Consider the following 16,342-nt stretch of genomic DNA (forward strand, 5'->3'; position numbering starts at 1 on the left):
GCCGGATGTATCCCGAGAACGCACCGTACGACCAGGGCCTGCTCGACGTGGGCGACGGCAACCGCATCCACTGGGAGGTCTCCGGGAACCCGGACGGCAAGCCCGCGCTCGTCGTCCACGGCGGGCCGGGCTCCGGTTCCTCCCCGCGCAGCCGGCGCCGGTTCGACCCGGAGGCGTACCGGGTCGTCCTCTTCGACCAGCGGGGCTGCGGGCGCTCCACCCCGCACGCGAGCGACCCGGCCGCCGACATGTCCGTGAACACCACCGCGCACCTGGTGGCCGACATGGAGCGGCTGCGCGAGCATCTCGGGATCGACAAGTGGCTGCTCTACGGCGGGTCCTGGGGCTCCACGCTGATCCTGGCGTACGCGGAGGCGTACCCCGAGCGCGTGTCGGAGATCGTGATCGCGGCCGTCACCACCACCCGCCGCTCCGAGACCGCCTGGCTGTACGAGGGCGTCGGCCGCTTCTTCCCCGAGGCCCACGAGCGCTTCCGCGCGGGGGTCGACCACGCGGCGGACCTGGTCGGCGAGTACGCCGCCCGGATGAACCACCCCGACCGGGCCGTACGGGAGAAGGCGGCGGCCGACTGGTGTGCCTGGGAGGACGCCGTCCTCTCGATGGAGGGCATGGGGACCCCGTACACCGACCGGGTCGACGACACCCGGCTCGGTTTCGTCCGGATCTGCTCGCACTACTTCGCGCACGGCGCCTTCCTGGAGGAGGGTGCGCTGATCCGCGACGCGCACCGGCTCGCCGGCATCCCCGGGGTCCTGATCCACGGCCGGCTCGACATGGGCGGACCGCTCACCACCGCCTGGGAGCTGACCCGCGCCTGGCCGGACGCCGAGCTGCACGTGGTGGAGAAGTCGGGGCACCTCGGCGGCGAGGAGACGGGGACGCTGATCCTGACGGCCCTCGACCGGTTCGCGAAGCCGTAACCCCGCCGGGCGCGCCGCTTCGCGAAGCCGTGATCCCGCCGGGCGCGCCGCTTCGCGAAGGGGTGAATCCACCGGGCGGTCGCCACGCGCGCGCGTGATGATCGGTCCATGAGTCCCCAGGCCCCCGAGATCCACCTCGCCCAACAGCCGGAGGCCGACGCGCTGCTCGGCCGCTCGCCGCTCGCCGCGCTCGTCGGCATGCTCCTCGACCAGCAGGTCCCGATGGAGTGGGCGTTCTCCGGCCCGTACACGATCGCGACCCGCATGGGCCACGACGACCTCGACGCGCACGAGATCGCCGCCCGGGACCCGGAGGAGTTCGCCGCGCTGCTCTCCGAGAAGCCCGCCGTGCACCGCTATCCGGGCTCGATGGCCCACCGGATCCAGCAGCTGTGCCAGTTCCTCGTCGAGGAGTACGGGGGCGACGCCGAGGCCGTCTGGGCGGACGCGGCGACCGGGAAGGAGCTGCTCGCGCGGCTCCAGGCGCTGCCCGGCTTCGGGAAGCAGAAGGCGCAGATCTTCCTGGCCCTGCTCGGCAAGCAGTACGGGGTGCGGCCCGAGGGCTGGCGGGCGGCGGCCGGTCTCTACGGCGAGGAGAACTGCCACCGCTCGGCGGCGGACATCACGGGGCCGGAGTCGCTCGCGAAGGTGCGCGCGCACAAGCAGGAGATGAAGGCGGCGGCCAAGGCCGCGAAAGCCGCGAAATAAGGCCAGTCGTCCGGGAATTGATAATTCCACATTTCATTCCTGCGCGACCTGACAGGAATTGCGACGGATCTGTTCACAGAATGCCCCCGAGATCGCTAACTTCCCCTCAACCTCGTCCGCACCGGGAAGGACTTCTGTGAACGCATCCCAGCGCCGAGCCGCGGCCATCCTCGCCGCAGCCGCCCTCGCCACCCCGCTGGTCCTCGCCTCCCCCGCCACCGCGGGACAGGACCCGGCGGCCGCGCCCGCCCGCGACGCCGCCCGGCTGGCGAAGAAGCTGGTCCGCGAAACCACCGCCCAGGACGCCTACAAGCACCTGCAGAAGTTCCAGGCGATAGCCGACTCGGCCGGCGGCAACCGCGCGGCCGGCACCCTCGGCCACGACGCCTCGGCCGCCTATGTGTACACGCAGCTCAAGAAGGCCGGATACGACGTCCGCTACCAGCAGTTCGACTTCATCTACACCCAGACGCTCGCCGAGCAGGCCTCCGTCGTCGCGCCCGCGCCCCGCGCGCTCGGCATCAAGGCCATGACGTACACGAAGTCCACCCCGGTCGGCGGCATCACCGCCGAGCTCGCGGCCGTGCCCGTCGACGCCGACGGCTCCACCGGCTGCGAGCCGGGCGACTTCGCCACCGGCGCCTTCACCGGAAAGATCGCGCTGATCAAGCGCGGTGTCTGCTCCTTCGCGGTCAAGCAGCAGAACGCCGCCGCGGCCGGTGCCGTCGGCGCGGTCGTCTACAACAACGTCGACGGCGCCCTCTCCGGCACCCTCGGCGACCCCGCCTCCGGCAAGATCCCCACCGGCGGGATCAGCCTGGCCGAGGGCACCCAGCTCGCCGCCGACCTCGCCAAGGGCCCGGTCTCGCTCTCCTTCGAGATCCGCCAGCTCCAGGAGAAGCGCACCACCAACAACGTCATCGCGGAGACCCGGGGCGGCAACGCCGCCAACACGGTCGTGCTCGGCTCCCACCTCGACTCCGTCACCGCCGGCCCCGGCATCAACGACAACGGCTCCGGCTCCGCCGGTCTCCTGCAGACCGCCCTGGAGCTCGCCAAGTCGAAGGACAAGGTCCGCAACAAGGTCCGCTTCGCCTGGTGGTCGGCGGAGGAGGTCGGCCTCCTCGGCTCCGAGCACTACGTCAACAGCCTCACCGCGCTCGACAAGAAGGAGATCAGGCTCTACCTCAACTTCGACATGATCGCCTCGCCGAACTACGGCCTTTTCGTGTACGACGGGGACAACTCGGACGGCGTCGGCGCGGGCGCGGGCCCCGAGGGCTCCGCCCAACTGGAGCGCGACATCGCCGACTTCATGGACGGGCGCGGGGTCCCGCACGAGGGCACCGACTTCACCGGCCGCTCCGACTACGGCCCGTTCATCAAGGTCGGCATCCCCTCCGGCGGCACCTTCACCGGCGCCGAGGGCATCAAGACCGCAGCCCAGGCAGCCAGGTTCGGCGGCACGGCGGGCGTCGCGTACGACGTGAACTACCACGCCAAGGGCGACGACATCGGCAACATCGACATGACGGCCTTCGACGTGAACATCGACGTCATCGCCAACGCCGTGGGCACCTACGCCCACGACCTCTCGTCCCTGCGCAGGCCGGTCGTCTCCACCCCGACCACCGGCGACGCGGGCAGCGGCGGCGGCCTGCACGGCGACCACGACGAGGTGACCGCCTAGTCAGCGCCTTCGGCGGGCCGTCCCGAAGATCGAGCGGCTGATCTCCCGGCCCAGCTGGGTGCCGATCGACCGGGCCAGGGACGTGAAGATCCCACTGCCCACCACCTGTTCGGCCGGCGAGGGCTCCTCCTTCTTCTCCCGGGGAGCCCTCGCCCCCTCCTTCTCCGCCTCCTTCGCGGCGGCCGCCTCCAGCGCCGCCGCCTCCGCCGCCCGCTGCTCGGCGGTCAGCCTCTCGTACGCCGACTCCCGGTCCACCGCCTCCGCGTACCGCCCGTACAGCGGCGAACCCTTCACCGCCGCGTCCAGGGCCGCCGCGTCGACCGGCCCCATCAGCGACTCCGGGGCCCGCAGCCGGGTCGCCGCCACCGGAGTCGGCGCACCCTTCTCGCTCAGTACGGTGATCACCGCCTCGCCCGTACCGAGCCCGGTCAGCACCTCCTCCAGGTCGTACGGCGACTTCGGGAAGGTCCGCACCGTCGCCTTCAGGGCCTTCGCGTCGTCCGGGGTGAAGGCGCGCAGCGCGTGCTGCACCCGGTTGCCGAGCTGCGCGAGCACGTCCGAGGGGACGTCCTTCGGGGTCTGCGTCACGAAGAAGACCCCGACGCCCTTCGAGCGGATCAGCCGCACCGTCTGCGTGATCGACTCCCGGAACGCCTTCGAGGCGCCGTTGAAGAGCAGATGCGCCTCGTCGAAGAAGAAGACCAGCTTCGGCTTCTCCAGGTCGCCGACCTCGGGCAGGTCGTTGAAGAGGTCCGCCAGCATCCACATCAGGAAGGTCGAGAACAGCTGCGGCTTGTCCTGCACCGCCGGCAGCTCCAGGACCGAGACGATCCCCCGCCCGTCCGCCGCCGTCCGCAGGAACTCGCTCGTGTCGAACTCCGGCTCCCCGAAGAAGCCGCCCGCACCCTGCTGCTCGAAGGCCGTGATCGACCGCAGGATCACCCCGGCCGTCACCGTCGACAGCCCGCCGATCCCCTTGAGCTCGGCCTTCCCGGTGTCCGAGACCAGGAAGGCCACCACCGCCCGCAGGTCCTTGAGGTCGATCAGCTCCAGGCCCTTGGAGTCGGCGTAGTGGAAGATCAGTCCGAGCGACTGCTCCTGGGTCTGGTTGAGCTGGAGCACCTTGGAGAGCAGGACGGGACCGAAGCTGGTCACGGTGGCGCGGACCGGGATGCCGGGGCCGGTGCCGCCGAGCCCGTAGAACTCGCAGGGGAAGCCGCGCGCCTGCCACTCCTGGCCGACCTGCCCGGCGCGCTCGCGGACCTTCCCGCCGTCCTGGCCGGGCACCGAGATGCCGGAGACGTCGCCCTTGATGTCGGCGAGGAAGACCGGCACTCCGTTCGCCGAGAGCTGCTCGGCGATCAGCTGGAGCGTCTTCGTCTTGCCGGTGCCGGTCGCTCCGGCGACCAGTCCGTGCCGGTTGAGCACGGGCAGCGGGAGGCGGATGCCCGCTTCCGGGTGACAGACGCCGTCCCAGAGCAGCGCCCCCAGATCGAGTGCGGGTCCGTCGAAGGCGTACCCGGCGGCGATCTCGGCGGCGGGCGCCGGCAGGGAGGCGGGGGGTGTCCCGGTCGCTTCGGTCTCCGGCGGCTGCTCGCTGACGCTCATGACGGCACCCCCAATTTCGGTTTTGTCACGGTTCGCACCAGCATCCCACTGCCCTCGCGTGGCTGCGCCGGTAGCCGCTTGCCCGGTAGGCTTTCCGTGTGATCTTCAAGCGCATCGGAAACGGAAAGCCGTATCCCGACCACGGCCGGGAAAGCACCCGGCAGTGGGCGGACGTCGCCCCGCGCCCGGTCCGCCTCGACCAGCTGGTGACCACCAAGGGCCAGCTGGACCTGGAGACCCTGCTCGCCGAGGACTCCACCTTCTACGGCGACCTCTTCGCGCACGTCGTGAAGTGGCAGGGCGACCTCTACCTCGAGGACGGACTGCACCGCGCCGTCCGCGCGGCGCTCCAGCAGCGCCAGGTGCTGCACGCCCGCGTCCTGGAACTCGACTGAGCCGCCGGTCCGGCTGAGCCTTTCGGGGTCAGTTCACCCCCATCCGGACGCGATCACATGATCATCAAGTAGGCATCGCCGACGGGCGGCATTACGCTGCGTTCATGAGCATGCTCACTCCCCCCGGCATGGGCGGTAAGTACCGCATCACGGGGGATGTCTATCCCCGCATGCGCCGCCCCCACCGCCGGCGCAGGATCGTCCTCGCGTCCGCCGCCGCCGTGGTCGTGCTCGGCGCGGCCGGCTGGGGGACGCTCCAGCTCGTCGACGTCTTCTCCGGCGACGGGGGAACGAAGACGACGGCCGGGAAGCAGGCCGACTGCAAACCCGCGCCCAAGCCGACCCCCGCGCCCGCCGCCTTCCCGAAGCCCGCGCAGATCACGGTCAACGTCTACAACGCGACCCCGCGCAGCGGACTCGCGAAGACGACCGCGGACGAGCTGAAGAAGCGCGGCTTCAAGATCGGCAAGGTGGGGAACGCGCCCACCGCCTACGACAAGAAGGTCCCGGGCGCCGGCCTGCTGCTCGGCGCGCCCGCGGCCACCAAGGGCGCCTTCACGGTCCTCGGCACCCAGCTCGCGGGCGCCACGACCAAGACGGACACCCGGGGCACGGCGGACGTGGACCTGATCATCGGGACCGCGTTCAAGACGCTGTCCCCGAAGACGACGGCGGACGCGGCCCTGGTCGCCCTGACCAAGCCCGCGCCCGTACCGACCGGGAAGTGCTGAGAGCCTTTACTCGGCCGAGCCGGCAGTGTCCTATTCGGCGGAGCCGTACATGCGGTCGCCCGCGTCGCCCAGGCCCGGGACGATGTAGCCGCTCTCGTTGAGTCGCTCGTCGACCGAGGCCGTCACGACGGTCACCGGCGTGCCCGCGAGCTCGCGCTCCATGACCTCGACGCCCTCCGGGGCGGCGAGAAGCACGACCGCGGTCACGTCGTCGGCGCCGCGCTTGATGAGCTCCTGGATCGCCGCGACCAGCGTGCCGCCGGTCGCCAGCATCGGGTCCAGGACGTACACCTGGCGGCCCGAGAGGTCCTCCGGCATCCGCGTCGCGTAGGTCGACGCCTCCAGCGTCTCCTCGTTGCGGATCATGCCGAGGAAGCCGACCTCGGCCGTCGGGAGCAGCCGGACCATGCCGTCGAGCATGCCGAGACCGGCGCGCAGGATCGGGACCACCAGCGGACGCGGGTGCGACAGCTTCACGCCGGTCGTGGGCGTGACGGGGGTCTCGATGTCGACCTGCTCGGTCCGCACGTCCCTGGTGGCCTCGTAGGCGAGCAGGGTGACCAGCTCGTCGGCGAGACGGCGGAAGGTCGCGGAGTCCGTGCGCTTGTCGCGCAGGGTGGTGAGCTTGTGGGCGACCAGGGGGTGGTCGACGACGTGGAGACGCATGACTCAACAGTAGCCCGCCGAGCACTGGCGTCGACCCACGGCGCTGAGGGAAGGTGGGGGCACAGGGACCCAGCGATGGGGTGGTGTGGCCGATGCCAGACCCGGCAGACACGCGCGGCGAGCCCCCCGAGGAGCCTCGCCCGGAGACCGACGCGGAGCGCCGCAGGCGCCGCGCCCAGTTCCTCCGCGAGCTGAACGAGGCCAAGGCGCTGCGCGAGCGGGTGCAGCCGCGGCGCGCCCGGGCCGCGCGGATGCGCCAGGCGATGCGCATGCGGACCTTCCGCTGGTGAGGTCCCGGACGGATCATCCGTTGTGCGCCCCCTCCGTGCGCCGGGGTCGCACGCCCGCCCGATCGCGGGGTCATTCAGACTGATGCACGACGCAAGAGCCGAAGACCTCTCCTGACGGCGTCGTATCTGTCACGATGCCGATTGGGCGGGGCATCAGGCTCGCGCCGCCGGAACGTCACACCTCTGATCAGTGGGAGAGAGTCAGGTGTACTTCGCCGCACTGCTCGCGCGCACCGAAGACGGGTGGGAAGCGAGCGACACGGAGCTCGACGACGTGGAGACCCTGTCGGATCTGGCCGAGCTCGCCCGTGAGGCCTCGGACGACGACACGGTGATCGTCTTCATCGAGCAGGAGGACGCGTGGTTCGGGATCGTCCGGATCGAGGGTGAGGAAGACCCTCGCATCTACGTCTCGGACGGGGCCGCCGCCGCCCGTTCCTCGTACGGGGAGATGCTCACCCGGGAGCTCCTCGGGGACGATCTGGACGACCTGGTCGACGACCTGGAGACGCTGGACCTCGACGGCACCGAGGACGGGGAGCCGCTGGACGCCGACACGGACGAGGACGACGAGGCGGGCTCCGTCGCCGCCGAGGCCGTCCCGGCCGCTCCGGTGGGCGACCGGCTGATCCTGGCGGACCTCGGCATGTCGGCGGAGGACCTGCTGGCCCTCGACACCGACGCGCTCGCGGAGATCGCGGACGCGCTGGGCGCCGCCGACGTCCTGGAGGCCGTCCGCTAGTGGCACCCGCGGTACCTGTTCCCGACGCCACGGGCGACGCCACGGCGCAAGCCACGACCGACCCCGTACGGGACCCCGGCCCGGACTCCGGGCGCGACCCCGTACGGGACCCCTGGCGGGATGCCATGCGGCTTGCGATCGCCGAGGCCGAGGCGGCCGGGCCCGCCGGTGACGTACCGGTCGGCGCGGTCGTGCTCGGCCCCGACGGCGCCGTGCTCGCCCGCGCGCACAACGAGCGGGAGGCCACCGGCGACCCCACCGCGCACGCCGAGGTGCTCGCCCTGCGGCGGGCGGCCGCGGCGACCGGCGAGTGGCGGCTGACGGGCTGCACGCTCGTCGTGACCCTGGAGCCGTGCGTGATGTGCGCCGGGGCACTCGTCCAGTCGCGGGTCGAGCGGGTGGTGTTCGGGGCGCTCGACGAGAAGGCGGGCGCGACCGGTTCGCTCTGGGACCTCGTCCGGGACCGCCGGCTGAACCACCGTCCCGAGGTGATCCAGGGCGTCCTCGGCGAGGAGTGCGCCGAGCAGTTGACGGCCTTCTTCCGGACCCGCTGACCCCCGCTCCGACCTGCTCTTCGATACGGATTTCATCGCAGCGCCAAGTTGGGCTAAGCTCTCTCTCGGTAGCGTGTCCGAGCGGCCGAAGGAGCTCGCCTCGAAAGCGAGTGTGGCGCAAGTCACCGAGGGTTCAAATCCCTCCGCTACCGCTTCGATCGAAGGGCCCGGTGCATCAGCACCGGGCCCTTCGGCGTATCTCCGGTGCGGGCGCGCCTCCGTACGCGAAAGGCCCCGGTCCGCGCTCGTGACGCGTACCGGGGCCCTGCGAAGGAGGACGGGGGAAGCGGCATCGGGGGGACAAGCCGCTCCCCCCGATGAGAACCGGACCTGCAAGCCCGTGCCGCAGTCAGGGGGGAAGCATGCGGCGCGGACCCCGCAGTGCGGGCCGGTTCCTTCGAGCCCCGGGATTCCTGCCAGATCCGCCGGGCTCGACATCCATACTGCTCGCCCTTCACCCTTCCGGGGGACGGCGAAAGGCCCCGATCGCCGGGCCCTTGGTCCATAAAGCCTCGGTTAGAGTGGCGCGGTCGTACGGCGGGGGAACAGGGGAGGGCTGGGCAGATGGCGCAAGCGAAGAAGGTCGCGCTCTACGCGGTCGTGGTCTTTGTGCTGTACACGATCGTCACTTCCCCGGCCAGGGCCGCCGACCTGGTACAGGTAGGGTTCGAAGGCATTTCCAGCGCCGCCCAGGGAGTCGGTCAGTTCATGACCGAACTCGTCAACTAGGAGCTTTCCGTGATCCGCCATCTGGTCCTCTTCAAGCTCAACGACGGTGTCGACCGCGACGAGCCGCGCGTGGTCGCCGGCGTCGAGGCGTTCCGCGCGCTCGGCGAGCAGATCCCGGAGCTGCGCTTCTGGGAGTGCGACTGGAACATCACGGACCGCCCGATCGCGTACGACTTCGCCATCAACTCGGCCGTCGAGGACAAGGACGCGCTCCAGCGCTACCTCGACCACCCCGCGCACCAGGCGGGTGTCGCCCAGTGGCGCGAGTTCGCGACCTGGGTGATCGCGGACTACGCCTTCTAGTCCCCCGCTTCACCCCTGGGCCCCCTGCCGTCGCGGCGGGGGGCCTTTTCCGTGCGTGACCTCCCCTTTTTCCGCCAACATGCCCTCAACACGTGGCTATGCGGTGCTTGCACACAGTGGACATGTCTTGTGATGCTATGACCGCTTTTGACGGATGAGTTGACCGTAGTTGACCCAGTCGACCAGCAAGACCAGCCAAAGGGGTGGCGTGAACGTGCCGGCCAGTACAGCACCTCAGGTCCCGCCCCAGCACGAGGCGGGCGGAGCCGCGGACACCCCGCGGCCCAGGCCGCAGAGCAGCCGGGGCGCCGACACCCGGGCGCTCACCCAGGTGCTCTTCGGGCAGCTCAAGAACCTGGAACCCGGGACCCCCGAGCACCACCGGGTCCGCGGGGCCCTCATCGAGGCCAACCTGCCGCTCGTGCGGTACGCGGCGGCCCGCTTCCGCTCCCGCAACGAGCCGATGGAGGACGTCGTCCAGGTCGGCACCATCGGCCTGATCAACGCCATCGACCGCTTCGACCCCGACCGGGGCGTGCAGTTCCCCACCTTCGCGATGCCCACGGTCGTCGGCGAGATCAAGCGGTACTTCCGCGACAACGTCCGGACCGTGCACGTGCCGCGCCGGCTGCACGAGCTCTGGGTCCAGGTGAACGGCGCCACCGAGGACCTGACGACCGCGCACGGCCGCTCCCCCACGACCGCGGAGATCGCCGAGCGGCTGCGGATCGGCGAGGACGAGGTACTCGCCTGCATCGAGGCCGGCCGCTCGTACCACGCCACCTCCCTGGAGGCCGCGCAGGAGGGCGACGGGCTGCCCGGACTGCTCGACCGGCTCGGCTACGAGGACCCCGCCCTCGCCGGCGTCGAGCACCGCGACCTCGTCCGTCACCTGCTCGTCCAGCTGCCCGAGCGGGAGCAGCGGATCCTGATGCTGCGCTACTACAGCAACTTGACCCAGTCTCAGATCAGTCAGGAGCTCGGCGTCTCGCAGATGCACGTGTCAAGGCTCCTCGCCCGCAGCTTCGCCCGCTTGAGATCCGCAAACAGGATCGAGGCGTAACCGGAACGGGTAGACCGGTTCGGAGCAGTTCTTCGGCACCCCAAATGCCGTACACCCCTTGTTTCCTGCGGAAATGTCAGCTCTCCGTGTCGACAAGTCACTACAGCGTGTTGCCGACATGTGACATTCTGCTGGAACCGAGTTTGCCGCAGCCCCGCCGCCGGTATTCAGGTGGAGGCTGCGTTCCTCAGATGGTCGCGGCCACCGCGACCGTCCGCGACCTCAAGGGGGTGGCATGTCCACAGAACTGGGCAGCTCGAAGGTGCTCACGCTCACGCCCGTTCCCGTGCCCACGCAGACGACGGCGCCGACCGCGACCGACAGCGCGGCGGTCACGCCGCCGCCGATGCCGGTCACGTCCGGAGCCCTCGACACCCGCACCCTCTCCCGCTCCCTCTTCCTGCGGCTGCGCGCCCTCGACGCCGAGGGCGCCGCCGCCGACAGCCCGGAGCGGACCTACGTCCGCGACACCCTCATCGAGCTCAACCTCCCGCTCGTGCGGTACGCGGCGGCCCGCTTCCGCTCCCGCAACGAGCCGATGGAGGACATCGTCCAGGTCGGCACCATCGGCCTGATCAAGGCGATCGACCGCTTCGACTGCGAACGGGGCGTGGAGTTCCCGACGTTCGCCATGCCGACCGTCGTCGGTGAGATCAAGCGCTTCTTCCGCGACACCTCCTGGTCGGTGCGCGTCCCGCGCCGGCTCCAGGAGCTGCGCCTCGCCCTCACCAAGGCCAGCGACGAGCTCGCCCAGAAGCTCGACCGCTCCCCCACCGTCCCCGAACTCGCCGCCGTGCTCGGGGTGTCGGAGGAGGACGTCGTCGACGGCCTCGCCGTGGGCAACGCGTACACGGCCTCCTCGCTCGACTCCCCCTCGCCCGAGGACGACGGCGGCGAGGGCTCGCTCGCGGACCGCCTCGGCTACGAGGACACGGCCCTCGAAGGCGTCGAGTACCGCGAGTCGCTCAAGCCGCTGCTCGCCAAACTGCCGCCCCGGGAGCGGCAGATCATCATGCTCCGCTTCTTCGCCAACATGACGCAGTCGCAGATCGGCGAGGAGGTCGGCATCTCCCAGATGCACGTCTCGCGACTCCTCACCCGCACCCTCGCCCAGCTGCGCGAAGGCCTCATCTCCGACTGACTTCCCCAAAAGCCCGCCCTGTTGACGACCCGTCAGCCAGACTGGTGCGCATGAGGCGAAGGAAGCCGGGACTCGCGGCGGTGGCGCTCTGCCTCGGCGGGGCGCTGACCGCGTGCGGCGGCGGAGGAGACGGCGAGGGGTACGCGGCGGTCGGCGCCGGCCCCTCCCCGAAGGGCGCGGTCGCCCCTTCGGGCGTGGTCACCCTGGTCCCCCTGGAGCCCTCGGAGAGCGGGACGACGTCCAGCACGTCGTCCCCGTCGCCCGCGGCCCCCGGGGCCCTCGGGACGCCTTCCGGGGGCGGCAGCGGGGCCTCTCCGGGCCCCTCGGGGGCCCCTGGAACCTCCGGGACCTCCGGACCTTCCGGGACCTCCGGGCCTTCCCGTACGGGATCGAGTACGGGATCGAGTACGGCTCCGACGACCGCGCCCGGCAGTGGCGGCACCGGCACCCCGCCCCGTACCCCCTCCGCCACGCCCCGGCCCACCCCGCCCGACACCGGCACGCCCCCGTCCTCACCCGCGCCGACCACCGCGCCCGGGCCCGCCGTGCTGACCGTCTCCGCGCCGAGCCTCGCGGACGGCGACCGGCGCTGGTGCCAGCGGGTCACCGTGACCTTCCGCAACACCGGTGGCACCGCCGCGACTTCGGGCACGGTCGGTTTCGCGACGCACATCATCGGGCTGCTCGGCACCGACTGGGGGACGGTCGACTCCCGTCAGCCGCTGCCCGCGCCGATCGCCGCCGGGACGGCGCGGACGCAGACGTACACGGTGTGCGTGGAGTCCTGGCGGGTGCCGCTCGGGATGCGGATCGACACCCGGGAGGTCACCGCCGCATGGCGCTGACCAGCACCTCCGCGAACTCCTCCGGATGGCCAGGTTCCTGATGTGCGATTGAAGTGTTCTCCTCTCATGGCTGAAGGAGATTCCCACCTACCTCGCGGTGGCGGGCTTGACGCGTCGTGCGCGCCTGGCGACTGCCCTTCCGGCAGCCGGGACGAGCACGAGGCCCATCCGATACAGGTGCAGGATGTTCCGACCTGCATTGTGGTCGGCGTTGCCCACCCAGCCGCAGCCGGGGTTCTTGCATGCGAACACGGCCTGGGATTCCCGGCTGCCTGGTGTGATGAAGCCGCACATGGAGCAGCGTTGGGAGGTGCCGGGAGCGGGAACCTTGTGCAGGCTGCCGCCGTAGCGGGCGGTCTTGTAGTTCAGCAGCTCGACAGTACGCCCCCAGGCCTCTTGGCTGATGGAACGGTTCAGGCCGGACTTCTGAGCGACGTTCTTCCCTGGCTGATCAAGGTCACCCTTCGCGCTCTTGACCATGTTCGTGATGTGCAGAGCTTCGACGACCACGGTGCCGTATTTCTTCGCGATCTCCGTGGTGGTCTGATGCTGCCAGTCCAGGTGCCTGCGCTTGGCTCTTGCGCGAAGCGCCTGAATCTGGTCATACGTAACCCGCAGACGGTGCGAGGAGCGCTCCCCCCGCTTGCGGAACCTCTTGCGATGGGCTGCTCTCCGCTCCAACCGGAGCAGCTTCGCGGCTTCCGCCTCGGTCAACCAGTTGCCATGCGTCCTGATGGACCCGTCCGAGAGAGCCAGGGGCACGGTGACCCCCACGTCGATACCGACCTCCGGGCCGACATGGCGGGCAGGTCGGGACTCGACGCTCGTGAGGCGAAAGGCGATGTGCCAGCCGAGAGCGTCCTTCACCAGCCGGGCCCCGGTGATCCGGTTCTCACGGTCGGCGAGTCTGCCGACAGGCAAGTCCTTGGTCCAGCGGAAGCGGACTCGACCGATCTTGGGGATCGTGACCATGCCCCAGCGACGGTGCACACGAGTGACGTGCAAGTCCCGTCCCTGTGGGATGTCCACGGACATCGGCGTGCGGAGGCGGGCTTTGAATTCCGGCGCGTTGGCCCGGCCTTCCCAGCAGTTCTTCCATGCTTGGAAGTACGTCTTCAGCACGGCCTGCCCCGCCTGCGCGGGGAGCACGGCGAGCCAGCCGATCTCGCGTCGTGCCTGTCGAATCGCCGCATCGGCGGCAGCCAGGGAACGCTTTTCCTTCGGGAGCATCGCCCACCAATCGTGGAGGCAGTTCCACACGGTCCGCGCAGCATGCGCCTGGGCGTCCAGCAGCCGGACCTGGGCGGGCGTCAGTGCCAGTCGTGCACGGTGCCCGAACTGTCGCTTCACCACATCCCGCTCTCCCACGACCACGACGCTCACCACCACTCTCCGTCCCCGATCGATCACCGATGTGCTTGCGGAACATCACATGGAATGGCCCTGGTGGACTTCGGCATGATGACGTCGCAGCAGGACGTTCGCGTCGGTCTCGCCGCTCCAGTCGAAGCCGGCCCGGGCGGCAGCGCGAGAGTCGGCGAGTGCGGCGCACTCGACACAGTGCGAGACGGGAACGGGCGGACGGCTCAGCTCGCACGAAGCAGTCGTCCGCTCGTTCGCCGCCCTGACCCCGGCACTCAGCCGCTCGGCCGACGTCGCCGGGCGCACCTGCTCCGGGTCCGCCTCCCACTCCCGCCCGCCGCCGAGCGGCCGCAGCATCGCGTACGGACCGGCCTGCCCCCTGTACTCGCCGACCTTCCGCACGGCCGGGTCGTACAGGTGTGCCCCGCACTCCATGTACCCTGCCATTCCTCGATTCCTCCCATGACTCACCCGATCGGGCGACTACTCTCCGTGGTTCAAGCGTTGCTCAATGGGAGGGGTGGCCGCAACGCTCACAGCGTGCCAAGGGCCACTGTCACGAGGGGGTTTGCAGTGACCCAAAGAAACGCGAGGATGAGCACGGAGGTCGCCACAACGGCGGACGTCTTCGGCGAACTCCTCAGGCATTACCGCGAGTCAGCCGGCCTCACGCAGGATGCGCTGGCCCGCCGTATCCCGTGCGACCGCTCACAGGTGGCCCGGGTGGAGGCGGCCAAGCGGGTGCCCACGGACACGTTCGCAAAGGTATGCGACGAAATCCTCGGCACGGGTGGGGTGTTGCTGCGACTGTGGGGCCGCATCGACTGGTACCCGCAGGTGGAGCATCCGGACTGGTTCGAGCGGCGCGCGGAGATGGACGCGGAGGCGGTGACGTTAACGGGAGTACCAGGCCCAGGTGATGCCGGGTCTGCTCCAGACCCCGGAGTACGCACATGCCCTGTTCTCGCGGGTGTCGAACGGCGAGGCGGTCGAAGACCGAGTTCGAGCACGACTGAGCCGCCAGCAACGCTTTCTGGCCGAGGACGGCCCGCTGTACATCGTGGTGCTTGACGAGAGCTGCCTGCGGAACGTCGTGGGCGATGCAGCCGTCATGCGGGAGCAGTGCGCACACCTGCTGCGGGTGGGCGAGCAACCCAACACCGTGGTGCAGGTCGCGCCTTCCGACCGTCCGGAGCTCCGCCGCCCCAACACTTCGGTATCGCTGATCAGGCTTCCCGACGGGCATGAGTGGGTCTACTCGGAATCTCTCGACAGAGGGCATTTCACCGATGATCCGGGCGACTTCACGCGGCACAGCCAGACCTATGATGTGCTGAGGGCAGACGCTCTGTCAGCCCATGATTCCGCCGCTCTGATCAGCGACATGATGGAAGGGTACGGGCACCATGCAGAGGCACGATCTGACAGCGGTGACCTGGATCAAGAGCAGCTACAGCGGCGACAACGGCGGAAACTGCCTCGAAGTCGCCCCCGGGTTCCCCGACCTCGTCCCCGTACGTGACAGCAAGGCCCCAGAGGGCCCTGCGATCGTCTTCGAGCGCTCTGCCTGGGAGACCTTCGTCCACGCCCTGTGAATGACGGGTGAGCGGCGCTACCCGGTGGTGAGCCCGTACCTCACCCCCGTCAGCCCCTCCGACAGCTCCCACAGTCGGCGGCCGGTCCCGGGGTCGGCCGCCGCGTCGGAGAGGCGGACGCGGGTCGGGGCGCCGCGCAGTTCGCCCATGCCGTCCGGGCCGATGAACTCGCCGCCCGCGACGGACGGCTCGGTCGCCGCGTACAGCTGGGGCAGCGCACCCCGCTCCGGGCGCTGGGCGAGCAGCGGATTGCCGATGCGCCCGAAGAACAGCTTGGCCAGGCCCGAGGTGTCCTTCATCTGGAGGCTGGTCGCGGTGTAGCCGGGGTGGGCGAGCACGCTGCGGACCGGGCTCGCGGTCTCGGTGAGGCGGCGGTGCAGCTCCTTGCCGAAGACGGCGTTGGCGAACTTGGACTGGTTGTAGAAGGTCATCGGCGCATAGCCGCGCTCACCGTTCAGGTCGTCGAAGCGGAGGCTGCCCTGCCGGTGGTTGATCGAGCTGACCGTGACCACCCGGGGATCGGTCCCGGCGGCGAGCAGGTCCAGCAGCAGGCCGGTGAGCGCGAAGTGGCCGAGGTGGTTGGTCGCGAACTGGAGCTCGTGGCCCTGGGCGCTGAGTGTGCGCGGCGGCGCCATCACACCCGCGTTGTTGACGAGCACGTCCAGGCGCGGGTGCTCCGCGCGCAGCCGGTCGGCGAAGGCGCGCACCGAGTCGAGGTCGGCGAGGTCGAGCGGGCGGACGTCGAGGAGGCGCGCGTCGGCACCGAGGGCCTCGGCGGCGCGGCGGCCCTTCTCCTCGTCCCGTACGGCGAGGATCACGCGGCCGCCCCGGCGGGCGAGCTCGCGGGTGGTGGCGAGGCCGAGACCGCTGTTGGCCCCGGTGACGACGAAGACCCGCCCGGTCTGGTCCGGGATGAGGTCGGCGGTCCAGCGCTGCTTGTCAGTCATGCGGCACACGTTGCCGTCCGTGTCACCGAGTG

The 16,342-nt window shown here is 70.4% G+C and carries 18 protein-coding genes, 1 tRNA gene and 2 pseudogenes; 16 read left to right on the forward strand and 5 right to left on the reverse strand.

Annotation, left to right across the window (positions count from 1 at the left end):
* Window positions 1-5: 5 nt before the first annotated feature.
* The 3 genes from pip to AC07AW_RS35550 all read left to right on the forward strand — a co-directional run bounded on the left by pip (window position 6) and on the right by AC07AW_RS35550 (window position 3,339).
* A complete protein-coding gene (gene pip / locus AC07AW_RS35540) occupies window positions 6-941 on the forward strand; it encodes a prolyl aminopeptidase (RefSeq protein ID WP_478819597.1) in 936 nt (311 codons plus the stop codon).
* Window positions 942-1,049: 108 nt separating this feature from the next.
* Window positions 1,050-1,649, forward strand: coding sequence for an HhH-GPD-type base excision DNA repair protein (locus tag AC07AW_RS35545; protein WP_478819598.1), 600 nt, complete (start codon window positions 1,050-1,052; stop codon window positions 1,647-1,649).
* Window positions 1,650-1,785: 136 nt separating this feature from the next.
* Window positions 1,786-3,339 carry a M28 family metallopeptidase gene (locus tag AC07AW_RS35550; RefSeq protein WP_478819599.1) on the forward strand — a complete coding sequence of 518 codons (1,554 nt, stop codon included), beginning with the start codon at window positions 1,786-1,788 and terminating at the stop codon, window positions 3,337-3,339.
* Here the strand turns inward: AC07AW_RS35550 and AC07AW_RS35555 are convergent, their stop codons facing one another.
* Window positions 3,340-4,947 (reverse strand): helicase HerA-like domain-containing protein, encoded by a 1,608-nt coding sequence (locus AC07AW_RS35555; protein WP_478819600.1) that lies wholly within the window; start codon window positions 4,945-4,947, stop codon window positions 3,340-3,342.
* 98 nt (window positions 4,948-5,045) lie between these two features.
* Between AC07AW_RS35555 and AC07AW_RS35560 the strand changes: the two genes are divergently transcribed.
* Both AC07AW_RS35560 and AC07AW_RS35565 read left to right on the forward strand, forming a co-directional pair.
* The gene (locus tag AC07AW_RS35560; protein ID WP_030209440.1) at window positions 5,046-5,342 is read left to right on the forward strand and encodes a type II toxin-antitoxin system VapB family antitoxin; all 297 of its coding nucleotides are present in this window, start codon (window positions 5,046-5,048) and stop codon (window positions 5,340-5,342) included.
* 104 nt (window positions 5,343-5,446) lie between these two features.
* Window positions 5,447-6,073: a LytR C-terminal domain-containing protein gene (locus tag AC07AW_RS35565; protein ID WP_478819601.1), complete on the forward strand. Its 627-nt coding sequence runs from the start codon at window positions 5,447-5,449 to the stop codon at window positions 6,071-6,073.
* Window positions 6,074-6,103: 30 nt separating this feature from the next.
* Here AC07AW_RS35565 and upp read toward each other — a convergent pair whose 3' ends face one another.
* Window positions 6,104-6,739 carry a uracil phosphoribosyltransferase gene (upp, locus tag AC07AW_RS35570; RefSeq protein WP_389306939.1) on the reverse strand — a complete coding sequence of 212 codons (636 nt, stop codon included), beginning with the start codon at window positions 6,737-6,739 and terminating at the stop codon, window positions 6,104-6,106.
* 92 nt (window positions 6,740-6,831) lie between these two features.
* Between upp and AC07AW_RS35575 the strand changes: the two genes are divergently transcribed.
* The 9 genes from AC07AW_RS35575 (at window position 6,832) to AC07AW_RS35615 (ending at window position 12,406) form a co-directional block, all read left to right on the forward strand.
* On the forward strand, window positions 6,832-7,029 hold the full coding sequence (locus AC07AW_RS35575) for a hypothetical protein (RefSeq protein WP_478819602.1): 198 nt from the start codon (window positions 6,832-6,834) through the stop codon (window positions 7,027-7,029).
* Between the two features lie 205 nt (window positions 7,030-7,234).
* The gene (locus AC07AW_RS35580; RefSeq protein ID WP_478819673.1) at window positions 7,235-7,771 is read left to right on the forward strand and encodes a tRNA adenosine deaminase-associated protein; all 537 of its coding nucleotides are present in this window, start codon (window positions 7,235-7,237) and stop codon (window positions 7,769-7,771) included.
* A 125-nt stretch (window positions 7,772-7,896) separates the two neighbouring features.
* The gene (gene tadA / locus AC07AW_RS35585; protein ID WP_392159609.1) at window positions 7,897-8,325 is read left to right on the forward strand and encodes a tRNA adenosine(34) deaminase TadA; all 429 of its coding nucleotides are present in this window, start codon (window positions 7,897-7,899) and stop codon (window positions 8,323-8,325) included.
* 67 nt (window positions 8,326-8,392) lie between these two features.
* A tRNA-Ser gene (locus tag AC07AW_RS35590) sits at window positions 8,393-8,477 on the forward strand.
* A 412-nt stretch (window positions 8,478-8,889) separates the two neighbouring features.
* Window positions 8,890-9,054: a hypothetical protein gene (locus tag AC07AW_RS35595; protein WP_177181689.1), complete on the forward strand. Its 165-nt coding sequence runs from the start codon at window positions 8,890-8,892 to the stop codon at window positions 9,052-9,054.
* A gap of 9 nt (window positions 9,055-9,063) precedes the next feature.
* The gene (locus tag AC07AW_RS35600; RefSeq protein ID WP_369145438.1) at window positions 9,064-9,357 is read left to right on the forward strand and encodes a Dabb family protein; all 294 of its coding nucleotides are present in this window, start codon (window positions 9,064-9,066) and stop codon (window positions 9,355-9,357) included.
* A gap of 214 nt (window positions 9,358-9,571) precedes the next feature.
* Complete coding sequence (locus AC07AW_RS35605; protein WP_369145437.1) at window positions 9,572-10,420, forward strand: RNA polymerase sigma factor SigF; 849 nt, start codon at window positions 9,572-9,574, stop codon at window positions 10,418-10,420.
* A gap of 235 nt (window positions 10,421-10,655) precedes the next feature.
* Window positions 10,656-11,561, forward strand: a complete 906-nt coding sequence (locus AC07AW_RS35610) for an RNA polymerase sigma factor SigF (RefSeq protein ID WP_478819603.1) — start codon at window positions 10,656-10,658, stop codon at window positions 11,559-11,561.
* 50 nt (window positions 11,562-11,611) lie between these two features.
* Window positions 11,612-12,406 carry a hypothetical protein gene (locus AC07AW_RS35615; protein WP_478819604.1) on the forward strand — a complete coding sequence of 265 codons (795 nt, stop codon included), beginning with the start codon at window positions 11,612-11,614 and terminating at the stop codon, window positions 12,404-12,406.
* Window positions 12,407-12,493: 87 nt separating this feature from the next.
* On the opposite strand, the gene AC07AW_RS35620 is transcribed toward AC07AW_RS35615, so the two are convergent.
* Together AC07AW_RS35620 and AC07AW_RS35625 are read right to left on the reverse strand one after the other, a co-directional pair.
* Entirely contained in the window at window positions 12,494-13,726 is a 1,233-nt protein-coding gene (locus AC07AW_RS35620) for an RNA-guided endonuclease InsQ/TnpB family protein (RefSeq protein WP_478819674.1), read from the reverse strand.
* Between the two features lie 108 nt (window positions 13,727-13,834).
* Window positions 13,835-14,215 carry a hypothetical protein gene (locus AC07AW_RS35625; RefSeq protein ID WP_478819605.1) on the reverse strand — a complete coding sequence of 127 codons (381 nt, stop codon included), beginning with the start codon at window positions 14,213-14,215 and terminating at the stop codon, window positions 13,835-13,837.
* A gap of 147 nt (window positions 14,216-14,362) precedes the next feature.
* Here AC07AW_RS35625 and AC07AW_RS35630 point away from each other — a divergent pair.
* Both AC07AW_RS35630 and AC07AW_RS35635 read left to right on the forward strand, forming a co-directional pair.
* Window positions 14,363-15,290, forward strand: a pseudogene (locus tag AC07AW_RS35630) (helix-turn-helix domain-containing protein).
* Window positions 15,262-15,363 (forward strand): annotated as a pseudogene (locus tag AC07AW_RS35635) (DUF397 domain-containing protein); the annotation flags it as partial. The pseudogenes AC07AW_RS35630 and AC07AW_RS35635, both read left to right, overlap by 29 nt.
* Before the next feature lie 17 nt (window positions 15,364-15,380).
* On the opposite strand, the gene AC07AW_RS35640 reads toward AC07AW_RS35635, so the two are convergent.
* On the reverse strand, window positions 15,381-16,310 hold the full coding sequence (locus AC07AW_RS35640; RefSeq protein WP_478819606.1) for an oxidoreductase: 930 nt from the start codon (window positions 16,308-16,310) through the stop codon (window positions 15,381-15,383).
* Between the last annotated feature and the right edge of the window lie 32 nt (window positions 16,311-16,342).

The organism is Streptomyces sp. NPDC044003 (assembly GCF_056435185.1).

Bases quoted from the DNA above. Each gene is read 5' to 3' on its own strand.
- pip (WP_478819597.1), top strand. From the start codon at position 6: ATGTATCCCGAGAACGCACCGTACGACCAGGGCCTGCTCGACGTGGGC.
- AC07AW_RS35545 (WP_478819598.1), top strand. From the start codon at position 1,050: ATGAGTCCCCAGGCCCCCGAGATCCACCTCGCCCAACAGCCGGAGGCC.
- AC07AW_RS35555 (WP_478819600.1), bottom strand. From the start codon at position 4,947: ATGAGCGTCAGCGAGCAGCCGCCGGAGACCGAAGCGACCGGGACACCC.
- AC07AW_RS35565 (WP_478819601.1), top strand. From the start codon at position 5,447: ATGAGCATGCTCACTCCCCCCGGCATGGGCGGTAAGTACCGCATCACG.
- upp (WP_389306939.1), bottom strand. From the start codon at position 6,739: ATGCGTCTCCACGTCGTCGACCACCCCCTGGTCGCCCACAAGCTCACC.
- AC07AW_RS35575 (WP_478819602.1), top strand. From the start codon at position 6,832: ATGCCAGACCCGGCAGACACGCGCGGCGAGCCCCCCGAGGAGCCTCGC.
- tadA (WP_392159609.1), top strand. From the start codon at position 7,897: ATGCGGCTTGCGATCGCCGAGGCCGAGGCGGCCGGGCCCGCCGGTGAC.
- AC07AW_RS35595 (WP_177181689.1), top strand. From the start codon at position 8,890: ATGGCGCAAGCGAAGAAGGTCGCGCTCTACGCGGTCGTGGTCTTTGTG.
- AC07AW_RS35610 (WP_478819603.1), top strand. From the start codon at position 10,656: ATGTCCACAGAACTGGGCAGCTCGAAGGTGCTCACGCTCACGCCCGTT.
- AC07AW_RS35615 (WP_478819604.1), top strand. From the start codon at position 11,612: ATGAGGCGAAGGAAGCCGGGACTCGCGGCGGTGGCGCTCTGCCTCGGC.
- AC07AW_RS35625 (WP_478819605.1), bottom strand. From the start codon at position 14,215: ATGGCAGGGTACATGGAGTGCGGGGCACACCTGTACGACCCGGCCGTG.
- AC07AW_RS35640 (WP_478819606.1), bottom strand. From the start codon at position 16,310: ATGACTGACAAGCAGCGCTGGACCGCCGACCTCATCCCGGACCAGACC.